Source organism: Roseovarius sp. M141 (assembly GCF_024355225.1).
In the GTDB taxonomy this organism is placed as follows: domain Bacteria; phylum Pseudomonadota; class Alphaproteobacteria; order Rhodobacterales; family Rhodobacteraceae; genus Roseovarius.
The window spans coordinates 2,911,507-2,929,362 of the sequence record NZ_VCNH01000008.1; the positions used below are offsets into that span (position 1 = coordinate 2,911,507).

Sequence of the window (17,856 nt, forward strand, 5' to 3'; positions counted from 1 at the left end):
CACCTATACATGCCGCGCAAACCAAGCCGGGACAAGCACCATGACCTATCACCCCAAATCAGACTTCCTGCGCATCATGATCGAGCGCGGCTATCTGGCCGATTGCACCGACATGCAAGGGCTGGACGACCAGCTGATGGCGGGGATGGTGCCGACCTATATCGGCTATGACGCGACCGCGAAATCGCTGCATATCGGGCATCTGCTGAACATCATGATGCTGCGCTGGCTGCAGAAGACGGGGCACAAGCCGATCACCCTGATGGGCGGCGGCACCACCAAGGTGGGCGACCCCAGCTTTCGCTCGGACGAGCGGCCCTTGCTGACGCCGCAGGTGATCGATGAGAATATCGAAGGCATGCAGCAGGTATTCGCGCGATACCTGACCTACGGCGACGGCGCGAGCGGTGCGATGATGGTCAACAACGCCGAATGGCTGGACGGGCTGAACTATCTGGACTTCCTGCGCGACATTGGGCGGCATTTTTCGGTCAACCGGATGCTGTCCTTTGAATCGGTCAAATCGCGGCTGGACCGCGAGCAATCGCTATCCTTTCTCGAATTCAACTACATGATCCTGCAAGCCTACGATTTTCTGGAGCTGAACCGCCGCTATGGCTGCGCTCTCCAGATGGGCGGATCGGATCAGTGGGGCAATATCGTCAACGGCATCGACCTGACGCGCCGGGTAATCGACGGGCAGGTTTATGGCCTGACGTCGCCGCTGCTGACCACATCGGACGGGCGCAAGATGGGCAAATCCGCCGATGGCGCGATCTGGCTAAACGGCGAAATGTGCAGCCCCTACACCTTCTGGCAGTTCTGGCGCAACACGACCGACGCCGATACCGGGCGGTTCCTGAAGCTTTACACCGAGCTTCCGGTGGAGGAATGCGATCGCCTCGGCGCGCTTGGCGGCGCGGAAATCAACGAATCAAAGATCATATTAGCGAACGAAGTCACGATGTTACTGCACGGAGTTGATGCGGCGCAAGCTGCCGAAGCGACGGCGCGCGAGGTCTTTGAAAAGGGCGGCATCGGCGACGATCTGCCCACCCTGACGCTGGAGCCCTCAGAGGTCGCAGACGGCATTTCCATCGTGCAACTCATCGTGCGCGCGGGCCTCGCCAAATCCGGCAAGGACGCCAAACGCCTGATCTCTGAAAACGGCGCGCGCCTCAATGACGCCCCGCTGGAAGATGCGGGCCTGATGCTCGACGCCGACGCCCTCGCCCGGCCCATCAAGCTGAGCGCCGGCAAAAAGCGCCACGCGCTCGTCCGCCTCGGCTGAAACGCGGCGCGCCCATCAATCCGGGCGCGCCTCCCCCCATTCTTCTTGCTTAAAATATCCCCGCCGGAGGCACCTGCCCTCGGCAACCCAGCGCACGACCAGATTAAAGCGTTTCGCGAAAAACCTGAATCACAGATTTTTGCGAAACGCGCGCAACATATCAGTGTTGCGCGCGTTTCGCCTTAATTGGGTGCCTAAGTTTAAGGCGAAACGCTTCAGGCGCGCGCGAACTCGATCACATCATTCTCGGTCACGATCATGTCCAGCGGTTGGTCGGTCGGCTCCAACGGCAGATTGTCGGCCTCTTGCGCAGCATAGGCAAACCCGATCGCCAGCGCCCCGCCCGCAAACCGCAGTTCTTCCAGCGTGCGATCGTAAAACCCGCCACCATATCCCAGCCGCCCGCCAGCGCGGTCAAAGGCGACCAGCGGCACAATCAAGATTTCCGGCGTGATGAAATCGTCCACCTCAGGAATACGCGCGCCAAACGGGCCGTCCTTCATCGCGCATCCGGGCGTCCAGACCGAGAATTTCAGCGGCTGCCCCTCGCCCAGAATGACCGGAACACAGACCGGGCCATGCGCCGCCGCCTCGGCCATAGCCGACAGCGGGTCGATCTCGGTACGGATTGGCATGTAGCCAGCCAGTGACGCGCCGCGATACCCGGCCAAAACCTCACTCAGCCGCCCGGCGGCTGCCCCGCTGGACGCGTCATGTGCGGCCTTGCGGCGCGCAAAGGCGGCCTTGCGCGCCGCCGCCTTGATCTCGACCAGATCCATCATAGCAGGAATACCGTAGCAAGACCGAGGAACGACAGAAAGCCGATCACGTCAGTCATGGTCGTCACAAATGTGCCCGAAGCCAGCGCCGGATCTATCCCGAACCGGTCCAGCGTCAGCGGCACCAACGTGCCCGCCAGTCCCGCCACGGTGAGGTTGATGATCATCGCCGCCGCAATGACATAGCCTAAAACGGGCGAACCGAACCAGACATAGCCCATGACACCCATCAGCACCGCAAAGACCGCGCCGTTGATCAGACCCACCAGCACCTCGCGCCGCACCACGCGCAGCGCATTCGACGCCGTCAGATCCCGCGCCGCCAGCGCCCGGACCGCGACGGTCAGGACCTGCGTGCCCGCATTGCCCCCCATCGACGCCACGATCGGCATGAGGACCGCCAGCGCCACGAACTGCGCGATCGTCGCCTCGAATTGCGCGATGACCAGCGCCGCAAGATTGGCTGTCACCAGATTGACAACCAGCCAGGGCAGCCGCCGCCGGGAGGTCGCCGTAACCGAATCCGACAGGGAGCTTTCCTCGTCCACACCGGCAAGGCGCAAGATGTCCTCCTCGTGCTCTTCGTCTAGAACCGCCATCGCATCATCGATGGTGATGACACCGACAAGGCGGTCGTTTTCATCCACCACCGGCGCCGAAATCAAATGATACTGGTTAAAGGCATAGGCCACATCGCCCTCGTCCTGTGCGACGGGGATAACGTGGAACGTATCCTCGACCAGAGACCCCAGCATGACCTCGCGGCGCGACGACATCAGCTTGCCCAAGGTCACGTTGCCGACCGGATGCAGTTTCGGATCAACCAAGATGATGTGATAGAACTGCTCAGGCAGCTCCTGCTGGTTGCGCATGAAATCAATGGCTTCGCCGACGTTCCAATATTCTGGCGCCATCACGAATTCGCGCTGCATCAAGCGACCGGCGGAATATTCGGGATAGGTCAGGGACTGGCGTACCGCGATCCGGTCGCTATCCTCCAAAACCTCGAGAATGGCGTTCTGTTCGTGGTCTTCCAGATCCTCGATCAGATCGACCACATCGTCGCTGTCCAGCTCGCGTACCGCGTCGGCCAACACCTCGGGATTGAGGTAGCGCAGCACCTCCTCACGGATCGAATCCTGAAGCTCGGTCAGGATTTCACCGTCAAATTCGTCGCCATAAAGCTCGATCAGGCGGCGCCGGTCAAAGGCGTCGATCTGCTCCAGAAGGTCGGCGATGTCGGCGGCGTGCAGTGGCTCCAGCTCGGCGATCAGCGCGGCGCGGTCGTCATTGTCGACCGCGTGGATGACGCGCGCGACCGCCTGGCGGTCCAGATCATAGGCATCCTCGCGCTCGTCCTCGGGGGCGGCAGCGTCCGGGGTCTGGTCCTGGTCGTTCATCTGCTCTCCCGCGTTGCGCGTTTCCTTGGCCTGCGCAGCTTTACGCAATGGTTGGGTGAAAAACAACGTGCCGCGGGCTGTGGGCGCGTTGAAAATAGCGTGACCAACGCGCCCTCGCCCGCGCTGCGCCTTGCGCTAGGTTGCGCCCGAACGCCCACGGATGAGGAAAGCCGACAGATGACCCACCAGAACCCGCCAACCGCCGCCCGCCACCTACGCGCCGCCGTCGCCGCGATCGAGGCCGAATTCGGCGCGGATTATGCCGCCAAACATCCCGAACTGGTCGCGGCGCTGGTGCAATCGGCCACCATTGAGGCGGCGGTTGCCACCGGCTATGGCGCCCATCAGGAAGCACTGGGTCAGGCACAGAACCTTACGTCGCAAATCTGCGAGACGTTACTGCGGCTCAAGCCGAAATTCTTTGGTGGATAGAAACCGCTGCCGCGCGCGGCGCCTAGCAACCGGGCCGACCCAGCACCATCACCCAGATATTGCCCTCGCGCATCAGCGCGAATTCGCGCGCGCCCTCGCTCAGGATATTGCGCCGATGACCGGTGGAGTTCATCCAGCCGGTCATGACCTCGTCCAGACTGCCCTGCCCCTGCGCGATATTCTCGGCGATGAAGCAAAACCCATAACCGGCCGCGCGTGCCCGGTCGCCGATGCCCGACCCGTCCGAGCCTGTATGACTGAAAAACCCGTTCTGCGCCATGTCCCGCGCATGCCCGCCTGCGGCGCGTGTCAATGCCGCGCTGACGCCCAGCGGCTCCGCCCCGGCATTCGCGCGCAAGGCGTTGGTCTGTCCCTGCGCGGCGGCGCCCATGTCCTGCGCAACCGCCGGTGCGGCACTCAGACAAAGGCCAAGACAAAGGGCGAGGATTGGGCGCATGATCGGGTCTCCGGCATAGGACGGTTTCGTACAGATTAATGGGCCAAGCGGCGCCGGACCAGCTGATTTCAGTCGTGTCTTGGCAGATCAGGGCACCTGCGACAGGATGGCAAGCGCGGCCCTATGCTGCACCTGTCCGGCGGCGGCAACCACGCGCCCCCCGGCGGCGGCGGGCCCGCCCTGCCAATTTGTGACAATGCCGCCTGCTGCCTCGACCACAGCGATGGGCCCGCAGATGTCATAGGCTTTCAGCCCGGCCTCAATCACCAGATCGATCTGCCCCATGGAAAGGAGAGCATAGGCGTAGCAATCGCAACCATAGCGCACGATCCGGGCGTGATCCGCGACCTCGGCAAAGGCCGCGCCCTCGAGCGGCGTGCCGACGGCGGGAAAGGTCGTCATGATCGTGGTCTCGTCCAGCGGGCGGTCGCCGCGTGTTTTAAGCGTTCGCAGCCACATTGGCCCAGTCAAATTCGCGTGGCCAAAGCCCCCCACGAACCGCTCGCCAATATAGGGCTGGTCGATGATGCCATAGACCGGCCCCTGCGTATCGCAGGCGGCAATCAACACGCCCCATGTCGGGGTGCCGGCGATAAACCCGCGCGTTCCGTCAATCGGGTCCAGCACCCAGGTCAGCCCGCTGGTGCCCGGCGTGGTCCCGAACTCTTCGCCGAGAATACCGTCATCCGGGCGGCGGCGGGCCAGAATATCGCGCATCGCGCGCTCTGCCGCGCGGTCGGCGGCGGTGACCGGATCGTACCGCGCTTCGCTGAGGGTGCCGGGGGCAGATTTATTTTCGGTCGCCAGGGTGCCCGTGCGGAAATAGGGCAGAATTGCCGCGCGCGCGGCATCGGCCAAAAGGTCCGCGACCGCGATGATGTCGCCCGCCTCGTCCGGGCTGATTCTGACTGGGAATGTCATGGAAAGGGCCCTCTCGCGCAACAGTTATGCGCCCTGACTAGGCCCAGACGGCGCAAAACTCAAGCCTGCTGCGGCACGTGGTGCGTGCCACAGCATTTTGTGCGATGAATCAGGCGACGTCGCTTAAAACGCGGGCCAGATCAAACAGGCGCCGCCGCTGGTTTTCGGGAATCGCGTAATAGGAGCGCACCAGGTCCAGTGCCTCCTTGTCGCCCAGAATATCGGCCGGGCTGCCTTTGACCGCCGGGATACCTGAGTCGGCGGTGCTCTGCGCGGCCTCCATCCCCTCAAAGAAAAACGCCACATCGACGCCCATCGCGGCCGCGATATCCCACAGGCGCGACGCGCTGACGCGGTTTGCGCCTGTCTCGTATTTCTGGATTTGCTGGAATTTTATTCCGACGCTTTCAGCCAGTTGCTGCTGCGTCATTCCGGCCAGCCAACGCCGGTGTCTGATGCGTTTACCTACATGAATATCGACAAGATGAGGCATGTTTTTTCCCTTGTTACGGCGGCTTGGCCCATGCGGTACAGGAAATACTCTCCTGCGTACCCCACACACTGGACGTCCGCCTAAAATACACTCGTTAACGTGGTGCAAATATTAACACCGGAGGGAAGTTTTTCAACAATTAATGCACCCGTCAGGCTGTTTATTCGAACAACATTCAATTTATGCGAGTGCGCGGGCCAGAATCCCCGACATTTATAGCCAAATTGACAGCGCCCGGCGCCTTGGGCAGGGTACGACAAGACGGCGACCTGCCGCTGTACAGCGCCGCATCCGGCAGAAAAGGCCCGAAAGAACCATGAATATGCGCGCCCTACGCCTGACTTCGCACGACGTGCCCCCGGAGTTGAAGGATTGCCCCCTGCCCGAACCCGCCTGCGGACAGATCCGTCTGCGCATCCATGCATGTGGGCTGAATTTTGCCGACCTGCTGATGATCAAGGGCAGCTATCAGGACACGCCTGCCCTGCCCTTTACCCTGGGGATGGAAGTGGCAGGCATCGTCGATGCGCATGGCGACGGCGTGGACACGCCGACCATAGGCACGCGCGTGGCGGTCTATGGCGGTCAGGGCGGTCTGGCCGAATACGGGTGTTTCGACGCAGACCGCGCGCTGACCCTGCCGGACAGCCTGACATTCGAGGCCGCGGCCGCGTTTCAGATCGCCTACGGCACCTCGCATCTGGCGCTGGCGCATCGCGCGCGTCTGGCGGCGGGTGAAACGCTGCTGGTGCTGGGCGCGGCGGGCGGTGTCGGCCTGACCGCGGTGGAGATCGGCAAGGCGATGGGCGCGCGCGTCATCGCCTGCGCGCGCGGCGCGGGCAAATTGGAGGCGGCGCGCGCCGCCGGGGCCGACCATCTGATCGATGCTGAAACCGATGATATCCGCACAATGACCAAAGATTTGGGCGGCGCCGATGTGGTCTATGATCCGGTCGGCGGCGATCAGTTTACCGCCGCCTTCCGCGCGTGCCGGCCCGAGGCACGCATTCTGACCATCGGATTTGCCAGCGGCGAGGTACCGCAAATCCCGGCCAACCATCTGCTGGTCAAAAACCTGACGGTCATGGGTCTCTACTGGGGCGGATATCTGACCTTCGCCCCTGACGTGCTGACCGGATCGTTGCGCACCCTGCTGGACTGGGCCGCCGAGGGGCAGATCGCCCCCCGCGCGCATCACACCTATCCGCTGGAGCGCACGATGGAGGGGCTGGAGCTACTGCGCACCCGCCGCTCGACCGGCAAGGTCGTCGTCACGATATAGCGCCGCGTCAAGACAGCGCCAAAGCCCCCGCTGACACAGCCGATGCCCCTCCCGGCAACGCGGTCGCAAAACCCTGACCGAAAAGCCTTGAATTACCCCCCCCGGCCCCCGATATTGTACTCAAAGTCCCGCAACGGGGCATGGCACCATCAACTCGGAGGCACAGATGGCTGAATACAACACGATCCGGACGGCGGGCGGGACCCGCACCGCCCAGATTGATGAGGGCCTGCGCGCCCACATGAACAAGGTCTACGGCACGATGTCCGTCGGCATGCTGCTGACATTCCTGACCGCATGGGCCGTCGGCAACAACGCCTACATGATGGAAACGTTGTTCACCGGGATCTTGCGCTGGGTAGTCATGTTCGCGCCGCTGATCATGGTCTTTGCCTTCGGGGCAGTCATCAACAAGCTGTCGGCCGCCGCCGCGCAGCTGTTCTTTTACGCCTTCGCCGCCGTCATGGGCGTGTCGATCAGCTATATTTTCGTGATCTACACCGATTTCTCGATCGCTCAGGTTTTCCTGACCACCTCGGTCGCCTTCGCTGGCCTGTCCCTCTGGGGCTACACCACCAAGAAGGACATCTCGGGGTGGGGCAGCTTCCTGATCATGGGCGTGATTGGCCTGATCGTGGCGTCGATCGTCAACATTTTCCTCGGCTCCCCGGCGATCATGTTCGCAATCTCGATCCTCGGCGTGTTGATCTTCGCTGGCCTGACAGCTTATGACACCCAGTCGATCAAGAACGAGTATCTGGCACACGCGCATCAAGGCGACAGCGAATGGATGGGCAAGTCGGCGATCATGGGCGCGCTGCGCCTCTACCTCGACTTCATCAACATGTTCATGTTCCTGCTCAGCATTTTTGGAAACCGGGAGTAAATTTTACCCTTACGCTATACGACACCCGAAAGCCTGCCATGCATCTGTCTTGGCAGGCTTTTTCTATGTTTGCGTTATAGCTCTTGCAGCAAGATGGTCACGCGACCTTGAGTTGCGCCTGAGGTCCCGCCAACTCCAGTCTCCATTTGCAGACCTCAAACTGAAACTGATCGTTAAACTGAAACTGATCGTTCGCAGTCACGCCCGGGGTGCTCGAAGCTCAAGAAGGATCTCATCAGCTTTTCTGATCGCCTCGAGCTTCTCCTCGTCATCCTCGATTTGATCTGCTTGCAAAGCCAGCTCATCAACGCGTTTTCTGATGTCTGAAAGCATCTGGGTTTCGTCCGCTTGCGTCTTGGTACGGGAAACTTCGCTCATCCGTTCGTCTAAAACAGCTTCGAGTTCCTGGATCTTTTCTCTGAGTTCATTCGGTTTCATCAAGCAATCCTCCGTGATGGATATAACGCATTAGATTCAACGCGCTCGCGCTTGGAATAGTTCCGTGCTGCGGTTCTGTGAACTCCGCACCGATCCCGGACACTTCAGGGAAATTCGATGGAAACCCGCAATCCCGGTGCGTTGCCGGATAGCGCGAAAGGCACATCGCGCCCATCGACCGGAGTCCGGTTTACAACTGGCGCCAGATCGAGTGCGCCGTGCTGCTATTCACCTGCCTCGGGGCGGGTCAGAATGTTGCCAGCCACCGCCGTGCCATCCACATTAGACAGGCCGATGGCGCGTCGACCCTGCGGAGTAAACACCGTGGCGCTGTGATCGATTCCGTCAGGGGGCGACACCCACTTCGCGATAGTTTGCGGCAAAATGGCTCCAGCGCGCCAGAATATCCTCGCGCCACGCGCCGGTAATGGTACGCTCGACATAGCTGTTTATCAGGAAACCGACCGTGCTCAGCATGACGAAGAAGACCACCGCCGATTGCAGGACCGCCGTAAACGCGGCCCCTGAGAGAATGTTACCGCAATCCATGCCACGAATACCCGGCGTTTCGTGTCGTGTGGATCAGGGCGATGTCGAAGGGCTCGTCGATCTTGGCGCACCAGCAACTCATGTGCGTTTCGACCACGGTGGTGTTATGCTCGAAGTTGAAGTTCCAGACCAGCTCCAGCAGCATCATGCGCGTCACCAAACGGCGCGCATTGCGCGCCGAGGGTTCCAAGACGTGGAACGGTTTGACCAGATAATCGTCACCGCCCGCCGACAGCCCTTCGACGCGGTCTGCCACCTGACCGCGTGCCGTCAGGAACAGGACCGGCAGATCCTTGGCCGCAGCCCTCATCGCCTTGAGTACCGACAACCCATCCATGCCCGGCATCATCCGGTCCAGAATGGCCATATCGCAGTCGTTGTAGAGACGCTAACTGAGCGCGTCCCGCCCGTCGCAGACATGAACGCTGTGACCGCTCTCGACACGCCCGCAGGGCAGATATTGCGCCATTTTCAGATCGCCTTCGACCAGCAGGATCTTCATCGGCATCTCCGCATTTGCGAGAAGATTACGCAAGTGCCCCGTGTCCACCTAGACATTCCACCAGCCTTGCACAGAAGTAAGGTTGGGGGAAATCACATGGGCGATCCGGGATTATGATAATGGCCAGCGTGATCACACGTATCAACCGACATCGGAGATATCTGAAATGAACATTGCGGATCACTCGCGTCAAAGCAGGATCCTTAAACCTGACTTGTCGAAACGCTTGAAGACGGTTGGAATCGTGTTTGTCCTCTTGGGCATACTCGCCATCCTCCTCCCCGCCTGGGCCACAGTTGCGGGTGAACTGATTGTCGCCTGGTTGCTGACATTTTGGGGCGCCGTCGGCCTATGGTTCGCTTGGGAAATGCGCCCGGCTACGGAATCGCGGTACGCCGCCATTGTATTCGGCATTACCTTGTTGCTGGGTCTGGTCTTCCTGCTGCTGCCGCGTTTCGGGATCGAATTGCCGGAGGAGAACGCGGATGGCCGTCGCTGAAACCATGCCCCCCCGGGGAAGGCTGGCGCGCATCGTCGAACACCCGGCGTTCAAGATCGTCATTCCGCTCGTTATCGTGATGATCGCCGTTGTCGTCCTGCACAAGCTGGCCTCGCATGTGAAATGGGTCGACGTGAAGGCAGATCTTGCAGCGGCCTCTCCTGTGTCGCTGCTCAAGGCGATCGGCTGCACCCTGTTCAGTTTCATCGGGATCGCACTCTATGACGTGCTGGCCGTCCGCTCGGTCGCGCATGGCAAAGTTCCCTGGCGCATCGCGGCATTGGCCGGGTCCGCGGGTTACGCCATTTCCGGACTTCTTGGTGTCTCTTACCTGACCGGCACCGCCGTTCGCTACCGTGTCTATTCTGCCTTCGGCCTTGATCTGGCGCTGGTTGCAGGGATCATCACGGTGTCGTGGACGGGCTTTCTGGCTGGTCTGGCGCTGGTATTCGGCGTGATGCTGTGCTTCCATCCGAATGGTCTCAGCGCCGTGCTTCCGTTGTCACCGGCAGTCGAGATGGCTATCGGAATCGCAATTCTGATTGCGCTGGCTGCGTATCTCATCTGGCTTGCTACCGGCAAACGTCGGCTGAAGGTGGGCCATTTCGGGATGACCCTGCCCAATGCGAAGGTCGGGGCGCTGCTGACGGGCGCGGGCGTTCTGGATCTGACCGGCGCGGCAATGACACTCTATGTTCTGATGCCCGGCGACATGGCGCAGAACCTGCCATATTTCCTCACGATCTTCTTCGGTGCGGTCGGCCTCGGGATGCTCAGCCATTCTCCCGGCGGGCTGGGCGTGTTCGAGGCGGCGATCATCGCCGGGCTTGGTGCCGCAGGGCGGTCCGATGTTCTGGCTTCGCTTCTGCTCTATCGTCTTATCTATACGATACTTCCTTTTGTCATAGCCGTTGCCGGCCTTGGTCTGGCAACGGCACTGGAGCGGCGGCACGCATTGACCGGAGGGGCGCGCATCGCCTGGCAGGCCTGTCGTCCGTTGGTTCCGCCCCTCGCGGCGGGCATCGCGCTGCTGGCGGGCATCATCCTTCTGGTGTCAGGTAACCTGCCGGCAGAGCAATCACATCTGGGAATATTGCGCGAGATCCTTCCGCTCTCGTTCGTCGAGGCCTCGCACCTTGTGGGAAGCATCACGGGGTTGCTGCTGCTTGTCGTGGCGCGCGGTCTTTACCGTAAACTCTATCGCGCATGGGTCTTTGCGATGGGGCTGCTCGTCGTTGGTCTGGCCGCATCGCTGTTCAAGGGGCTGGACTGGAAGGAATCCCTTTCGATGCTTGCGACCCTGGCCGCGCTCGGGCTGTTCCGCCCCGCCTTCTACCGCGCCGAGGGTGCGTCGGTCCTGCGCCTCGATGCGCGGTGGCTGATCAGCATCACTGCGTTGTCGGGCGCAGTGTTCTGGATCGGCCTCTTTGCACATTCTCATGTGCCGTATCAGAACGCGCTTTGGTGGGATTTCAGTTGGCACGGTGATGCGTCACGCTTCCTGCGTGCAAGCCTTGCGGGTGCGGTCATCCTCAGCGTGATCACCTTCAATTCCCTGCTCACCGGCAAATCTGCGAAGGCGCGACCTCAGCCGATTCCGGACGTGGTGCGCGCGCTGGTCGCAGTCAGCGAAGATACCGAAGCAGGGATTGCACTGACCGGCGACAAGGCGTTCCTGATCTCGGATGACGAACGCGCGTTCATTGCCTACGCTGACACCGGGCGCTCGCTGATCGCCAAGGGCGACCCGATCGGTGATCCAACATCCGGCAAACAGCTGATCTGGAGGTTGCGCGAAATGGCAGACCGCCAAGGGCGACGATGCGCATTCTACTCGGTCTCGCCTGCCTACCTGCCGACCTATCTGGATCTGGGCCTTTCGATCCTGAAGATCGGGGAAGTCGCCCGCGTCGATCTGCAAGGGTTCACTCTGGATGGCGCCTCTCGAAAGGATCTGCGCCAAGCCCGCAACCGTGCGGCGCGCGATGGTTTTGTATTTGAAGTGATCCCGGCATCGGACCTCGCCCCCGTGATGGCCGAGTTGCGCGCCATCTCGGATGCCTGGCTCGAACACAAGCAGGGCGAGGAAAAGGGGTTTTCCCTTGGTGCTTTTGAGGAAGGGTATATCGCGAATTTCGACGCCGCTGTCCTGCGGGACCCGACCGGCAGGATCGCCGCCTTCGCCAACCTGTTCAAGGGCGCGAACCTGCACGAATTGTCGCTGGATCTGATGCGCTACCGCCCGGACGGCCCCGGGTTCGCCATGGATGCGCTCTTTGCCGAGTTGATGCTCTGGGGCACGGCAGAGGGATATCACTGGTTTTCGCTGGGCGCCGCGCCCTTCTCGGGCATCGAAAGCAGGCAGCTTGCGCCGATCTGGAACCGTATCGGCGGCTTCGTCTTTGAACATGGCGAACATTTCTACAATTTCGAGGGTCTGCGCAGCTTCAAAGAGAAATTCAACCCCGAGTGGACCCCCAACTATCTGGCGTGCCCCGGTGGTTTGGCTGCGCCGCAAATCCTCTACGAGGTAAACGTTCTGGTTTCAGGCGGCTTTCGCGGCCTGGGGAAATAGGAAACGGCCATGATCATCAATTTTGAAACCCATGCATCCAACGAGCGCACCTTTCTGGCGTGGGTCCGCACGGCTGTCGCCATCGTCGGCTTCGGGCTGGCGGCGGCGCGGCTTGGCAACCAGCCGTCGCCGTTCTGGTCCGAAACCTTGATGCTGGGCGCCGGGGCCGCGGTCATCCTGATCGCGTGGGTCAGAATGCGCCATGTGCGCAGACGGATTGAGCGCCCTGACCGCCTGCCAGACGACGGGGCGCCGGCCGAGCTGTTTCTGATACTCTTGGTTGTCGCTCTCTTCATGCTTTTGGGCAGCTTTGCAATTCATGTCAGTTGACACACAAAAAGCCCGCTGGGCGCTGCATTTGGTTGGACCTTTGATCATTCGGTTGCGGTTCACGATCCTGTTTCTGCTCACCATGCTGATTGCCAATCTGCTTGCTGGCAGCCTTGGCCGAGATCTACCGGACGGGAGTCTTGCGGATTGGGGCATCGGACATGACAGCGTGCTTTCGGGCGAGGTTTTTCGCTTGATCACCAGCATCTTCCTGTCGCATGACGCCGACATGTTCGGTCGGCAGGTTGTCTTTGCCGCAGCCGCCATCGGTTACACCGAATGGACGCGCGCAAGCGCTGTCACAGCCCTTCTCTTCTTCGGCCTCGATATTGCTGGAACCTTGATATTGCTCGCATGCGTGGGCTGGGCTGCGGGCTGGGTCGATCTGACATCGATGAACGATGTCGGCATGTCCATTGGCGGCTTCGGCCTGATCGGTGTGGCCATCGCGCAATGGCGCGGCAAGTGGCTGCTGCTGTCGGTGATCCTGCTGGCGATCATGGCGAAATTCAGCATCGAGCCGGATCTTCTTGCCGATGGGGGGCATGTGTTGGCACTGCTGCTCGGATTTGCCGTGCACAGGTTCCTGCCGCTCTCGCGCTTGAAACGTTCAAGGGGACCTCAAAATGCACGTTAAGGGCGCCACGACAGAGAACACCGTTTCCACAGCAGCAGCGGCAGCGGCGCAAAGGGATCTGCTAAGGGCAGAGGTTTCCGGCTACAAGAATATCAGATTTTATGCCGACATGGCGCAAACTGAGCTTATTGCACAAAGGCACCACCTTGTCCCGCAAGGCGGCGCTTCGAACGGGCGGGCAAGCTGGCTCGCCCTGATATCGGGTGATGAACCTTCGGCCCGCCGGTGGGAACCGATCTATTGGAGGATAAATGATGTGGTGTAGGTGCGCGAAGCCAGGCAGGACGCGGAGCGGTCGCGCGCTGATTGCAGGATTGGCAGGCCTACCCTTCATGCTGTTATCCGCCTGTAGCGAGCAGCGCAGCAGTTTCCTCGACCCCGGCGGGCCGATCGCAGCCGCGCAGCGCGCGCATATGATCGAGGTGGTGGGGTGGACCATGATCGCCGTCTTGCCGGTCTTCGTTCTGGTGCCTCTCATGCTATGGCGATACCGATATCGCAACGACAAGGCGCGCTATACGCCGGACTGGGAATTCTCGGGCTGGCTCGACCTGCTCATGTGGGGGGTGCCGTTCATCATCGTGGTCGTGCTTTCGTCGATGCTGTGGAAAAGTACCCATGCGCTCGACCCTTACAAACCGATTGCCTCTGCCGAGGCGCCGTTAGAGGTGCAGGTCATCGGCCTCGACTGGAAATGGCTGTTCATCTACCCCGAACTGGGGATCGCAACGGTCAACGAGATGGCGTTTCCGGTCGGCACGTCCGTCTCGTTCGTCCTTACCGCCGATACCGTCATGCAATCCTTCGTGATTGCGGCTCTGGCGGGCCAGATCTACGTGATGCCCGGCATGCGCACCCAGCTCCACGTCCTCGCGGACGAGCCTGGCGACTACGAAGGTGAGAACATGCAATTCAACGGTTTGGGATTCACCAAACAGAAATTCAGGGCTTTGGCGATGACTCCCGCGGATTTTTCCGCCTGGGTCGAAGAGGTCCGATCGCACGGTGTTGCGCTGGACGAGGCAACCTACGGACGTCTCGCTGTGGCGTCGACCGGGACGCAGGCGCATGACACGCTCGGCTCGCCGCAGATGCCCGCCGATGCCCTCTATTTCAACGCGGTCGAGGCCGCGCTCTTTGAAGGCGTGCTGCACAGGTATATGCGTGGCACCGCCGTGCCGCCTGCCCTCCAACCCGGAGCCGTGGGATATCTTCCCCCGCCCGCACCGACAGGAGAGAGCCAATGACCCCGGATCAGCCACTGAACTGGCTTCTCGGCCGTCTCGACCTTTCCGCGCTGCCGATATGGCAGGCGATCCAGAACCCGACGGTCAGCGAACTGATCGGGGCCGGTGCGGGGATGATCGTGATCGTGGGGGGGCTCGCGGTGATCGCGTTCATTACGTGGCTGGGGGCGTGGCGCGCCCTGTGGTGCGATTGGCTGACCAGTACGGACCACAAGCGCATCGGCATAATGTACATCGTGCTGGCACTGGTGATGATGGCGCGCGGTGTGATCGAAGGCGCCCTGATGCGCACCCAGCAGGCGTTCGGCCTGCATGGCGGGTTCCTGGCGCCCGATCATTTCGCCGAACTTTTCACCACGCATGGCACGATCATGATCTTCTTCGTGGCCATGCCGTTCATCGCCGGGGTGATCAACTACATCATGCCGCTCCAGATCGGCGCGCGGGACGTGGCATTTCCAGTGATGAACCAGGTCTCCCTTGGCCTGACCGCAACAGGCGCCGCACTGGTGATGATCAGCCTTGTGCTGGGCCGGTTCTCGACCGGGAGCTGGGCCGCCTACCCGCCTTATACCGGCCTTGATTTCAACCCCGGCACCGGACCGGATTACTGGATATGGTCGGTCGCCATTGCCGGGATCGGCACCACGTTGTCCGGTATCAACTTTGCCGTCACGATCTACAAGGAGCGCGCGCCGGGGATGCACCTGTTCCGGATGCCGCTGTTTTGCTGGACGGTACTCTGTACCGCGATCATCATGATTTTCGCCATGCCGCCGCTGACCGTGGCAACCCTGATGCTGGCCGCCGACCGGTATCTGGACTTCCATTTCTTCACCAACGATCTGGGCGGCAACATGATGAACTACGTCAACCTCTTCTGGCTCTTCGGCCATCCCGAGGTCTACCTGCTCGTCCTGCCCGCCTACGGCATCTTTTCCGAGACAATCGCCACATTCTCGGGCAAGCGGCTCTATGGCTATAACTCGCTCGTCTACGCAACGATGGCGATCTCGGTGCTCAGCTTCACCGTCTGGCTGCACCATTTCTTTACCATGGGGCAAAGCGCCAACGTGAACATCGCCTTCGGCATCGCCTCGATGTGCATCGCGGTGCCGACCGGCGTAAAGGTCTATGACTGGATGGCGACGCTGTTCCGCGGCCGGATCCGGATGAGCGTGCCGATGATCTATGCCACCGGGTTCTTCTTTCTCTTCGTGACCGGCGGGCTGACCGGCGTGATGCTGGCCAATCCGACGATCAGCTATCAGGTGCATAACACCCTGTTTCTGGTCGCGCATTTCCACAACGTCATCATCCCCGGCGTCCTCTTTGGCCTGTTGTCCAGCTATCACTACTGGTTCCCGAAGGCGTTCGGATTTCGACTGCACGAGGGATGGGGGCGGGTCTCGGCGCTGCTGTGGATCTTCGGCTTCTCCTTCACGTTCTTTCCGCTCTATGTCCTCGGCTTCATGGGGATGCCCCGCCGATCGGCCAATTTCACCGATCCCGCGTTCGAGCCCCTGATGTTGGTCGCTCTGTTCGGCGCGTGCCTGATCCTGTCGGCACTTGCCACACTGCTGTTCCAGCTCTGGATCAGTATCCGTCAGCGAGAGAACCTCGCAGTTCCGCTGGGGGATCCGTGGAACGGACGAACCCTGGAATGGGCAACATCCTCGCCCCCGCCGCATTACAACTTTGCGATACTGCCCCAGGTGCGGGATCGCGATGATTTTGCCGATGCCAAGGCAACGGGCCGCGCCTATGAACAGCCGGACCAGTACGAGGACATCGAGATGCCGAACAACACGGCACTCGGGATGATCCTGTGTCTGGCAGCGACAACGCTCGGGCTGTCGCTGGTCTTCTATATCTGGTGGCTCGCCATCCTGTGCGCTGCGATCATCCTTGTCGCGTGCGTCGCACGAACGTTCACTTTGTCCACGACCCACATCGTTCCAGCCGAGGAGGTCGCCGCCGAACATCGGGCATGGCTTGCCGCCGTCGAGGCCGGATCAGCCGTTACACGGCTCGATGAAGCGCGCACCGCCAACCGTGGGCTTGCGCAACTGGAGCGCCCCGATTTGATGAAGGCCGCACAATGAAACACGCAACCCTCCATCCGGGCATTAATCTGGGGTCCCATCACGGCACGGCGCACGACAGGGCCGAAACGGTGCTCTTCGGCTTCTGGGTTTTCCTGATGAGCGATCTCATCATCTTTGGCCTGATGTTCGCAACCTATGTCACGATGGCGACCCCCATCGGCATGGCCGGCGGGCCGGGACCCAAGGACGCGTTCGATCTGGGCAGCATCCTTGCGCAGACGATGATCCTGCTGAGCAGTAGCCTGACCTTCGGCATCGCGTCACTTGCGATGCGGCATAAACAGAGTCGCAGGCGCGTCGCGCTCTGGCTGTGCATCACTCTTGGGCTTGGCCTTGCATTTCTTACGCTGGAGGTCCGCGATTTGCGCCATATGGCAGAGATCGGCGCAGGTCCGTCGCGCAGCGGGTTTCTGTCGGCCTTCTGGGGGCTGGTGCCACTTCATGGCCTTCACGTCACGACGGGATGCCTTTGGATCATCATTATGCTGATCCAGATGCGGATTTTCGGCATGGCCGACATCATCAAGACGCGGCTGTTGCGGCTGGGCCTGTTCTGGCACTTCCTCGATCTGGTGTGGATCGGAATATTCACCATCGTCTATCTCGTGGGGCTGAGCGCATGAACGATCCTGATTTCAAACGCGAGTTGCGCAGCTATCTCACCGGGTTCGGTCTTGCCCTCACCCTGACGCTGATCCCGTTTGGCTTTGTCTTTCACGGCGGGCTCGCGCAGGGAACGGTGCTGATGGTGATTTTTGTCTGTGCGCTGGCGCAGGCGGTCGTCCATCTGCGGTTCTTTCTGCATATCGACCTGTCGCGCCAGAAACGCGAGGATCTGCAACTGATACTTTTTTCACTACTCTTACTGGCTATCATGTCCATCGGAACGATCTGGATCATGGCCAACCTTGCTACGCGGATGTAGCGTGAGGATCGGCAAAACAGTTTGCGTAAAACCTGATGTGAAGAGCTTGGCGCTGTACGTCGTCAGGGTTTTTGGCACCAAAGGCAGCCCAAATTGGGCGATTGT

20 protein-coding genes and 1 pseudogene are annotated in these 17,856 nt (G+C 61.0%); 13 read left to right on the forward strand and 8 right to left on the reverse strand.

Annotation, left to right across the window (positions count from 1 at the left end):
• Positions 1-40: 40 nt before the first annotated feature.
• On the forward strand, positions 41-1,291 hold the full coding sequence (gene tyrS / locus FGD77_RS18000; protein WP_255011900.1) for a tyrosine--tRNA ligase: 1,251 nt from the start codon (positions 41-43) through the stop codon (positions 1,289-1,291).
• 215 nt (positions 1,292-1,506) lie between these two features.
• On the opposite strand, the gene FGD77_RS18005 is transcribed toward tyrS, so the two are convergent.
• Positions 1,507-2,073 carry a 5-formyltetrahydrofolate cyclo-ligase gene (locus FGD77_RS18005; RefSeq protein WP_255011913.1) on the reverse strand — a complete coding sequence of 189 codons (567 nt, stop codon included), beginning with the start codon at positions 2,071-2,073 and terminating at the stop codon, positions 1,507-1,509.
• On the reverse strand, positions 2,070-3,470 hold the full coding sequence (gene mgtE / locus FGD77_RS18010) for a magnesium transporter (protein WP_255011915.1): 1,401 nt from the start codon (positions 3,468-3,470) through the stop codon (positions 2,070-2,072). The genes FGD77_RS18005 and mgtE overlap by 4 nt, the downstream gene beginning before the upstream one ends.
• Positions 3,471-3,647: 177 nt before the next feature.
• Here mgtE and FGD77_RS18015 point away from each other — a divergent pair, with 177 nt between their 5' ends.
• A complete protein-coding gene (locus FGD77_RS18015) occupies positions 3,648-3,902 on the forward strand; it encodes a hypothetical protein (protein WP_255011916.1) in 255 nt (84 codons plus the stop codon).
• 22 nt (positions 3,903-3,924) lie between these two features.
• On the opposite strand, the gene FGD77_RS18020 is transcribed toward FGD77_RS18015, so the two are convergent.
• From FGD77_RS18020 to FGD77_RS18030, 3 genes are all read right to left on the reverse strand, one after another.
• Positions 3,925-4,359, reverse strand: coding sequence for a CAP domain-containing protein (locus FGD77_RS18020; RefSeq protein WP_255011918.1), 435 nt, complete (start codon positions 4,357-4,359; stop codon positions 3,925-3,927).
• A gap of 87 nt (positions 4,360-4,446) precedes the next feature.
• Positions 4,447-5,280 (reverse strand): inositol monophosphatase family protein, encoded by an 834-nt coding sequence (locus FGD77_RS18025; RefSeq protein WP_255011920.1) that lies wholly within the window; start codon positions 5,278-5,280, stop codon positions 4,447-4,449.
• A gap of 109 nt (positions 5,281-5,389) precedes the next feature.
• The gene (locus tag FGD77_RS18030; protein ID WP_255011928.1) at positions 5,390-5,773 is read right to left on the reverse strand and encodes a helix-turn-helix domain-containing protein; all 384 of its coding nucleotides are present in this window, start codon (positions 5,771-5,773) and stop codon (positions 5,390-5,392) included.
• 322 nt (positions 5,774-6,095) lie between these two features.
• Here FGD77_RS18030 and FGD77_RS18035 point away from each other — a divergent pair, with 322 nt between their 5' ends.
• Both FGD77_RS18035 and FGD77_RS18040 read left to right on the forward strand, forming a co-directional pair.
• Positions 6,096-7,055 carry an NADPH:quinone oxidoreductase family protein gene (locus FGD77_RS18035; protein WP_255014320.1) on the forward strand — a complete coding sequence of 320 codons (960 nt, stop codon included), beginning with the start codon at positions 6,096-6,098 and terminating at the stop codon, positions 7,053-7,055.
• 166 nt (positions 7,056-7,221) lie between these two features.
• Positions 7,222-7,941 carry a Bax inhibitor-1/YccA family protein gene (locus tag FGD77_RS18040; RefSeq protein WP_255011930.1) on the forward strand — a complete coding sequence of 240 codons (720 nt, stop codon included), beginning with the start codon at positions 7,222-7,224 and terminating at the stop codon, positions 7,939-7,941.
• 198 nt (positions 7,942-8,139) lie between these two features.
• On the opposite strand, the gene FGD77_RS18045 is transcribed toward FGD77_RS18040, so the two are convergent.
• The 3 genes and pseudogenes from FGD77_RS18045 to FGD77_RS18055 form a co-directional block, all read right to left on the reverse strand.
• Positions 8,140-8,379, reverse strand: coding sequence for a hypothetical protein (locus FGD77_RS18045; protein ID WP_255011932.1), 240 nt, complete (start codon positions 8,377-8,379; stop codon positions 8,140-8,142).
• Between the two features lie 345 nt (positions 8,380-8,724).
• Positions 8,725-8,928, reverse strand: coding sequence for a hypothetical protein (locus FGD77_RS18050; RefSeq protein WP_255011934.1), 204 nt, complete (start codon positions 8,926-8,928; stop codon positions 8,725-8,727).
• Positions 8,915-9,430: pseudogene (locus FGD77_RS18055) on the reverse strand (response regulator). Before FGD77_RS18055 ends, FGD77_RS18050 begins: the two are co-directional and overlap by 14 nt.
• Before the next feature lie 166 nt (positions 9,431-9,596).
• Between FGD77_RS18055 and FGD77_RS18060 the strand changes: the two are divergent.
• The 9 genes from FGD77_RS18060 to cyoD all read left to right on the forward strand — a co-directional run bounded on the left by FGD77_RS18060 (position 9,597) and on the right by cyoD (position 17,751).
• Complete coding sequence (locus FGD77_RS18060) at positions 9,597-9,929, forward strand: DUF308 domain-containing protein (protein ID WP_255011942.1); 333 nt, start codon at positions 9,597-9,599, stop codon at positions 9,927-9,929.
• Complete coding sequence (gene mprF / locus FGD77_RS18065) at positions 9,916-12,504, forward strand: bifunctional lysylphosphatidylglycerol flippase/synthetase MprF (protein ID WP_255011944.1); 2,589 nt, start codon at positions 9,916-9,918, stop codon at positions 12,502-12,504. Before FGD77_RS18060 ends, mprF begins: the two co-directional genes overlap by 14 nt.
• A 9-nt stretch (positions 12,505-12,513) precedes the next feature.
• Entirely contained in the window at positions 12,514-12,834 is a 321-nt protein-coding gene (locus FGD77_RS18070) for a YidH family protein (protein WP_255011946.1), read from the forward strand.
• A gap of 193 nt (positions 12,835-13,027) precedes the next feature.
• Positions 13,028-13,471, forward strand: coding sequence for a hypothetical protein (locus tag FGD77_RS18075; RefSeq protein WP_255011947.1), 444 nt, complete (start codon positions 13,028-13,030; stop codon positions 13,469-13,471).
• The gene (locus FGD77_RS18080) at positions 13,461-13,736 is read left to right on the forward strand and encodes a hypothetical protein (protein WP_255011949.1); all 276 of its coding nucleotides are present in this window, start codon (positions 13,461-13,463) and stop codon (positions 13,734-13,736) included. The genes FGD77_RS18075 and FGD77_RS18080 overlap by 11 nt, the downstream gene beginning before the upstream one ends.
• A 67-nt stretch (positions 13,737-13,803) precedes the next feature.
• Positions 13,804-14,718, forward strand: coding sequence for a cytochrome ubiquinol oxidase subunit II (locus FGD77_RS18085; protein ID WP_255011951.1), 915 nt, complete (start codon positions 13,804-13,806; stop codon positions 14,716-14,718).
• Complete coding sequence (locus tag FGD77_RS18090; protein ID WP_255011958.1) at positions 14,715-16,823, forward strand: cbb3-type cytochrome c oxidase subunit I; 2,109 nt, start codon at positions 14,715-14,717, stop codon at positions 16,821-16,823. The genes FGD77_RS18085 and FGD77_RS18090 overlap by 4 nt, the downstream gene beginning before the upstream one ends.
• The gene (locus tag FGD77_RS18095) at positions 16,820-17,449 is read left to right on the forward strand and encodes a cytochrome c oxidase subunit 3 (RefSeq protein WP_255011986.1); all 630 of its coding nucleotides are present in this window, start codon (positions 16,820-16,822) and stop codon (positions 17,447-17,449) included. Before FGD77_RS18090 ends, FGD77_RS18095 begins: the two co-directional genes overlap by 4 nt.
• Positions 17,446-17,751 carry a cytochrome o ubiquinol oxidase subunit IV gene (cyoD, locus tag FGD77_RS18100; RefSeq protein WP_255011989.1) on the forward strand — a complete coding sequence of 102 codons (306 nt, stop codon included), beginning with the start codon at positions 17,446-17,448 and terminating at the stop codon, positions 17,749-17,751. Before FGD77_RS18095 ends, cyoD begins: the two co-directional genes overlap by 4 nt.
• Positions 17,752-17,856: the final 105 nt, after the last annotated feature.